The sequence below is a fragment of the Rhodoferax sp. genome (genome assembly GCF_039922535.1).
Lineage (GTDB): Bacteria > Pseudomonadota > Gammaproteobacteria > Burkholderiales > Burkholderiaceae_C > Rhodoferax_B.
In genome coordinates this window covers 1-6,238 of record NZ_JBDTEM010000466.1, presented here as the reverse complement: position 1 = coordinate 6,238, position 6,238 = coordinate 1, and the positions used below count along the sequence as shown (strand labels likewise).

The window sequence follows — 6,238 nt, the reverse complement described above, 5'->3', positions numbered from 1 at the left end:
TTGCCCAGGTAGTAGTCGTTGCTGTCTTGCAGACCGGCCAGGTCGCGTTGAAGCACAAAATCGTTCCAGCACGATGCCAGCACGCTGGCCGCCACCGGCTTGCAGATGTCGCAGCCCAGGCCGGTGCCGTGCTGGGCCATCAGCGCATCAAAGCTCCTGATGTTGCCCACGCGCACCAGGTGGTAGATCTCTTGGCGCGAGTACGCAAAGTGCTCGCAAATATGGTTGTTGACGGCCATGCCCCGTCGGGCCATTTCGAACTTCATGACCTGGGTGACCAGCGGCACGCAGCCGCCGCAGGTGGCACCGGCCTTGGTGCAGGCCTTGATCTCGGCCACGGTGCACGCGCCCTCGCCCACTGCCGCGCAGATGCCAGCCTTGCTGACGTTGTTGCAGGAGCAGATTTGGGCGGTGTCGGACAGTGCCTCCACGCCCAGGCCGGGTTTGGCCTTGCCGTCGCTGGACGGGAAGATCAAAAATTCGGGGTCGGCAGGCAGGGCAATGCCGTTCAGCGCCATCTGCAGCAGCGTGCCGTATTCGGTCGCGTCGCCGATCAGCACCGCGCCCAGCAGCTGTTTGCCGTCTTCGCTGATGACGATTTTTTTGTAGATCTGACGCAGCTCGTCCACGTACTGGCAGCTACGGCTCTTGGGCGTGCGGCCTTGGGCGTCGCCGATGCTGGCCACGTCCACGCCCATCAGCTTGAGCTTGGTGCTCATGTCGGCACCGACAAAAGCCGCGTCCGCATCGCCTGCAATGTGGCGGGCCACCACGCGGGCCATGTCGTAGCCGGGGGCCACCAGGCCAAACACCTGCTCGTTCCAGGAGGCGCATTCGCCAATCGCGTAGACATCGTGGTCGCTGCTGCGGCAGGCGCTGTCGATCACCACGCCACCGCGCGGGCCGATGGCCAGCACGCACTGGCGGGCCAGGTCGTCGCGCGGACGGATACCGGCAGAGAACACGATCATGTCGGTTTCCAAGTGCGTGCCATCGGCAAACACCATGCGGTGGCGGCCACGGGCACCGTCGGTAATCTCCAAGGTGTTGCGGCCGGTGTGCACGGTCAAGCCCAGCTCTTCCACCTTGGCGCGCAGCACGCGGCCACCGCCTTCGTCCACCTGCACCGTCATCAGGCGGGGGGCAAATTCCACCACGTGGGCTTCCAGGCCCATGTCGCGCAGCGCCTTGGCGCATTCCAGTCCCAGCAGGCCACCACCCACCACCACGCCGGTTTTGGACTTGGCACCGGATGCCTGCATGGCCTCCAGGTCTTCAATCGTGCGGTAGACGTGGATGTGTTCGCGCTCGCGCCCCGGCACCTGGGGCACAAAGGGGTTGGAGCCGGTGGCCAGCACCAGCTTGCCGTAGGGCAGCACGTCGCCGTCCAGAGTGGTGACGGTTTTGGCGCGGCGGTCTACCGAGGCCGCCCGGGCTGCCAGGCGCAGGCTGAAGCCGGTGCGTTCGAAAAAGCCGGGCTCGACCAAGGAAAGGTCGTCGGCTGTTTTGCCGCTGAAGAATTCGGAGAGGTGTACGCGGTCGTAGGCCGCACGGGGTTCTTCGCACAGCACCGTGACCTCGACATCGGTCAGGCCGGTTTCGGCCAGGCTTTCGAGGAACTTGTGGCCCACCATGCCGTGGCCAACTAAAACTATTTTCATCATGCTTATCCTGCAATGACCCGGGGCGAATCGCAGGAAAAAGGTGCACCACATAGTAGCCCCGGCCTAGACCAGGAACATACGATGCAAAGCAGCCTCCGCGAAAGCACGGGTGTGGGTTGGAACATCCAAACGACCCAGCTCTAGGTCAATCGGGGGTTCCGCCTTCATTAGCGGAGGGGTGTATCGCTCCGCGGGCAGCTTTACCTGTGGACAAGCAGGGGCAAGCAGTATCCATGCCAAGGATTTAGGCCTCTGAAGCCAGCAAAGACTGGGATGGATGCGAAAAAGTGCGCGCCATGGGGGCACATACACGATGGAGCCGCATCATCAAGGGGCTGTCCATCACCACATTGGGGCGCAACGCCTGACTTGCGTTTGCTATCTAAAAAATAGCTGCCAGCGCAGGTAGTACTTGCGCCAGAGGCTTATTTGGCTTAAGAAATCCGAATCGGAATGCCGCGCTCGGCCATGCGCGCCTTGGCCTGGGCCACGGTGTATTCGCCGTAGTGGAAGATGCTGGCGGCCAGCACTGCGTCGGCACCGCCCAGGCTCACGCCGTCGGCCAGGTGGTCGAGGTTGCCCACGCCGCCAGAGGCGATCACCGGCACGCTGACGGCGTCGCTCACGGCGCGGGTCAGGGCCAGGTCGAAGCCGGACTTGGTGCCGTCACGGTCCATGCTGGTGAGCAGGATTTCGCCCGCACCGCGGCGCGCCATCTCGGTAGCCCAGACCACGGCATCCAGGCCGGTGTTTTTGCGACCACCGTGGCTGTACACATCCCAGCCGGGGCCGCGGGTGGCAGCGTCCTCTAACGTGCGGCGTTTGGCATCGATGGCCACCACAATGGCCTGCGCGCCGTACTTGGCCGATGCGGCTTCGATGACCTCGGGGTTGCTGATGGCCGCCGAGTTAAAGCTGACTTTGTCGGCCCCCGAATTCAGCAGCCGCCGCACGTCTTCCACGGTGCGCACGCCGCCGCCGACCGTCAGCGGGATGAACACCTGCGAAGCCACGGCTTCGATGATGTGCAAGATCAGGTCGCGGCCATCGCTGGTGGCGGTGATGTCCAGAAAGGTCAGCTCGTCCGCGCCTTGGTCGTTGTAGCGCGCGGCGATTTCCACTGGGTCGCCCGCATCGCGCAGTTCGACAAAGTTGATGCCTTTGACAACCCGGCCCCCGGTCACGTCCAGGCAGGGAATGATGCGTTTGGCCAGCATGAAAGTTTCCAAAAATTAAAGAACGCTGATGCGTTGCCAGCCGGTCCACTGTTCACCCGCCGCAAGCGTCACGGGCGTGTTGACCTGCGCGGCCTCGACGCACAGCATCTGCTGGTAGCCCGCATCGGGCATGTCGGACATAACGGCGCATTTGTCGGCACCGGGGTTCCAGACCACGGTGTCGGCCAGGTTCTCGCTTTGCACGATGCGCAGCTGCACTTCGCCATCGAGCAGCGTGAGCGGCTCGGGCGCGGCCTGGTAGACGCGATCGACTTCGCCGTCAAACGTCACCGTGCCCGGCTCCAGCCGGTTGGTCTGGGCCACATCGTCCCAGTAGGGCTGTGCGGCCAGGCCTTGCAGTTGCAACAGGGGCAAATCGTGCACGCGCAGGTAGGTGTGCAGCGCCAACGCAAAGTCCAGCGGCTCGGAGCCGGTGTTGTCTACGGTAAAGCTGCATTGCAGTGTGCCGGGCGCCATCTCCACGCGCAGCGTGACGGTGAAGGGGTGCGGCCAAAGGGCCAGCGTGGCTGGGTTACTGCAAAGTTGCAACTCCAATGCCTCCAGCGTGTCTTCGGCGGGCAATGCCGTCCACGCGGACGTGCGGGCAAAGCCGTGCTTGGGCAGGCTGCCGCGCATGTTGAACTGCGGAAAGCAGATCGGCACGCCACCACGGATGGCGGTGTGGCCGTCGAACACCGCTTGGGGACTGAGATAGAGCCGCTCTGCCCCGCCGCTGGTCCACGACAGGATGTGCGCGCCGTGCAAAGCTACCAGCACCGTGTCGCCACAGGCGTGGTCCAGGCGCAGGCAGGGTTGGTTCTGAAAGACTTCGGGGTAGGCCTGCAACTCAGACATCGCCGAAATTGTCGGCCAGCACTTGGGCCGAGGTGAAATCCAGGTCGCCGGTGTAGATGGCGCGGCCACAAATCACGCCTTCGATGCCTTCGTCTTCCACGTCCAGCAGGCGCTCGATGTCGGTGATGTTGCTCAGGCCGCCCGAGGCGATCACCGGCGTGTGCAGGGCCTGGGCCAGCTTGACCGTGGCTTCGATGTTGATGCCCGACAGCATGCCGTCGCGGCCAATGTCGGTGTAGATAAAGGATTCCACGCCGTAGTCCTGGAACTTCTTGGCCAGATCGACCACTTCGTGGCCGGTGAGCTTGCTCCAGCCATCGGTGGCGACCTTGCCGTCCTTGGCATCCAGGCCGACGATGATGTGGCCGCCAAACGCGGTGCAGGCATCTTGCAGAAAACCGGGGTTCTTGACCGCTGCCGTGCCGATGATGACGTAGCGCAGGCCCGCGTCGAGGTAGCGCTCAATGGTGTCCAGGTCGCGGATGCCGCCACCCAACTGCACGTCGATCTCGCCGCCTACCTCTTTGAGGATCTTGCGGATGGCCATCTCGTTCTTGGGCTTGCCCGCAAACGCGCCGTTCAAGTCCACCAGATGCAGCCGCCGCGCACCCTTGTCGACCCAGCTACGGGCCATGGCGGCGGGATCTTCGCCAAAGGTGGTGGATTGGTCCATGTCGCCTTGTTTGAGGCGTACGCAGTGGCCGTCTTTCAGATCTATTGCAGGAATAAGAAGCATGGTGCCGTGAACAGCGGGTTGGTAAAAAAATTAGGGAGACCAGTGGAGGAAGTTGCGGTACAGGGATAAACCGTGTTCGGCGCTCTTCTCTGGGTGGAATTGTGTCGCAAAAATATTATCACGTGCAATCGCCGCGCTAAACGCTGCGCCGTACTCCGTCAAGCCCGCGCTGTGGCGTGCATCCGACGGATCGGCGTAAAAACTATGCACAAAGTAGAAGTAGCTGTTGTCTGGCACCTCGCCCCACACCGGGTGGCGCTGGCCGCCGTGGCTTTGCTGCTGTACCTGGTTCCAGCCCATCTGCGGCACTTTGAAGCGGCTGCCGTCGGCTTGCAGGCGGCCCGCCAGGTCAAAACGGCGCACGGTGCCGGGGATCAAGCCCAGGCCGGGCGTGTCTTGCTCTTCGCTGTGGTCCAGCAGCATCTGCATGCCCACGCACACGCCCATCAGCGGCTTGTTGCGGGCGGCATCCAGCACGGCTTCTTTGAGGCCCGAGTCGTGCAACTCGCGCATGCAGTCGCGCATGGCACCCTGGCCGGGCAGCACGATGCGCTCTGCCGCCATCACGTCTTCGGGACGGGAGGTCACCACCACGGTGTAGCCGCTGGCCGCTGCCACATGCATCACGGCTTGGGATACCGAGAACAGATTGCCCATGCCGTAGTCCACCACGGCGACCGTTTTATTTGCTATCAATGTCGTAGCTGCTTGCGCAGGTTATATAAGCGTTAGAGGCCTATTTTACTTAAAACTTTACAAGCTACCCTTGGTCGATGGAATCACGCCCACCGAACGCGGATCCAGCTCCAGCGCGGCGCGCAGGGTGCGGCCAAAGGCTTTGAACACGGTTTCGGCCTGGTGGTGGGCGTTCACGCCCTTCAGGTTGTCAATGTGCAGGGTGACAAAGGCGTGGTTCACAAAGCCCTGGAAGAACTCGTAGGTGAGCTGGCTGTCGAATGTGCCGATCATGCCGCTGGTAAACGGGATGTGCATTTCCAGGCCGGGACGGCCTGAGAAATCGATCACCACGCGGCTCAACGCCTCGTCCAGCGGCACGTAGGCGTGGCCGTAGCGGCGGATGCCCTTTTTGTCGCCCACCGCCTGGTGCACGGCCTGGCCCAGGGTGATGCCCACGTCTTCCACGGTGTGGTGGCCGTCGATGTGCAGGTCGCCTTCGCAGTGGATGTCCAGGTCGATCAGGCCGTGGCGGGCGATCTGGTCCAGCATGTGGTCGAAGAAGCCGATGCCGGTGTGCAGCGTGGACTTGCCGGTGCCGTCCAGGTTGAGCTTCACGGTGATTTTGGTCTCATTCGTGTTGCGGGTAACTTCGGCGGTGCGGGGGGCTAAGGTGGTCATATCGTGGTTTGGAAGGCGGCCAGCATGCGTTCGTTCTCTTCGGCGGTGCCAATGGTGATGCGTACGCAATTTGCCAGCAAGGTATGCATTTTAGAAACGTTCTTGATGAGCACGCCTTGGGCCTTCATGCCTTCGAAGGTTTTGGCCGCATCAGGCACCCTGACCAACAGCATATTCGCATCGCTGGGCCAGACTTTCACGCCCGGCAAAACCCCCAATGCTGCGAAAACGATAGCGCGCTGTGTCCGTATCTCCTGCGCCTGGGCTGCAAAAACCTCTAAATGCGCCAGCGCAAACAAAGCGCACTCGCAGTTCAGCACGCTGACGTTATAGGGCGGGCGCACCTTGTCGATCTCGGCCACCAGCGCCTGCGGGCCGATCAAATAGCCCAGGCGCACACCGGCCAGGCC

Annotated in this window: 7 protein-coding genes; all 7 read right to left on the bottom strand. The window is 62.7% G+C overall.

The annotated features are described in order from the left end of the window. The coding region (gene nirB, locus ABI213_RS22000) for a nitrite reductase large subunit NirB (RefSeq protein WP_348028674.1) at window positions 1–1,661 on the bottom strand (1,661 nt) is incomplete at its 3' end. A gap of 437 nt (window positions 1,662–2,098) precedes the next feature. After that, window positions 2,099–2,881 carry an imidazole glycerol phosphate synthase subunit HisF gene (gene hisF, locus ABI213_RS21995; protein ID WP_348008278.1) on the bottom strand — a complete coding sequence of 261 codons (783 nt, stop codon included), beginning with the start codon at window positions 2,879–2,881 and terminating at the stop codon, window positions 2,099–2,101. 15 nt (window positions 2,882–2,896) lie between these two features. Next, the gene (locus ABI213_RS21990) at window positions 2,897–3,736 is read right to left on the bottom strand and encodes a D-hexose-6-phosphate mutarotase (protein WP_348008265.1); all 840 of its coding nucleotides are present in this window, start codon (window positions 3,734–3,736) and stop codon (window positions 2,897–2,899) included. Continuing rightward, window positions 3,729–4,472, bottom strand: a complete 744-nt coding sequence (gene hisA, locus ABI213_RS21985) for a 1-(5-phosphoribosyl)-5-[(5-phosphoribosylamino)methylideneamino]imidazole-4-carboxamide isomerase (protein WP_348008264.1) — start codon at window positions 4,470–4,472, stop codon at window positions 3,729–3,731. The genes ABI213_RS21990 and hisA overlap by 8 nt, the downstream gene beginning before the upstream one ends. A 30-nt stretch (window positions 4,473–4,502) precedes the next feature. Then, a complete protein-coding gene (gene hisH, locus ABI213_RS21980) occupies window positions 4,503–5,165 on the bottom strand; it encodes an imidazole glycerol phosphate synthase subunit HisH (protein ID WP_348008277.1) in 663 nt (220 codons plus the stop codon). 60 nt (window positions 5,166–5,225) lie between these two features. After that, on the bottom strand, window positions 5,226–5,828 hold the full coding sequence (gene hisB / locus ABI213_RS21975) for an imidazoleglycerol-phosphate dehydratase HisB (RefSeq protein ID WP_348008263.1): 603 nt from the start codon (window positions 5,826–5,828) through the stop codon (window positions 5,226–5,228). Next, window positions 5,825–6,238 (bottom strand): aminotransferase class I/II-fold pyridoxal phosphate-dependent enzyme (locus ABI213_RS21970; protein WP_348008262.1); only part of this gene is annotated, 414 nt, incomplete at its 5' end. The genes ABI213_RS21970 and hisB, both read right to left, overlap by 4 nt.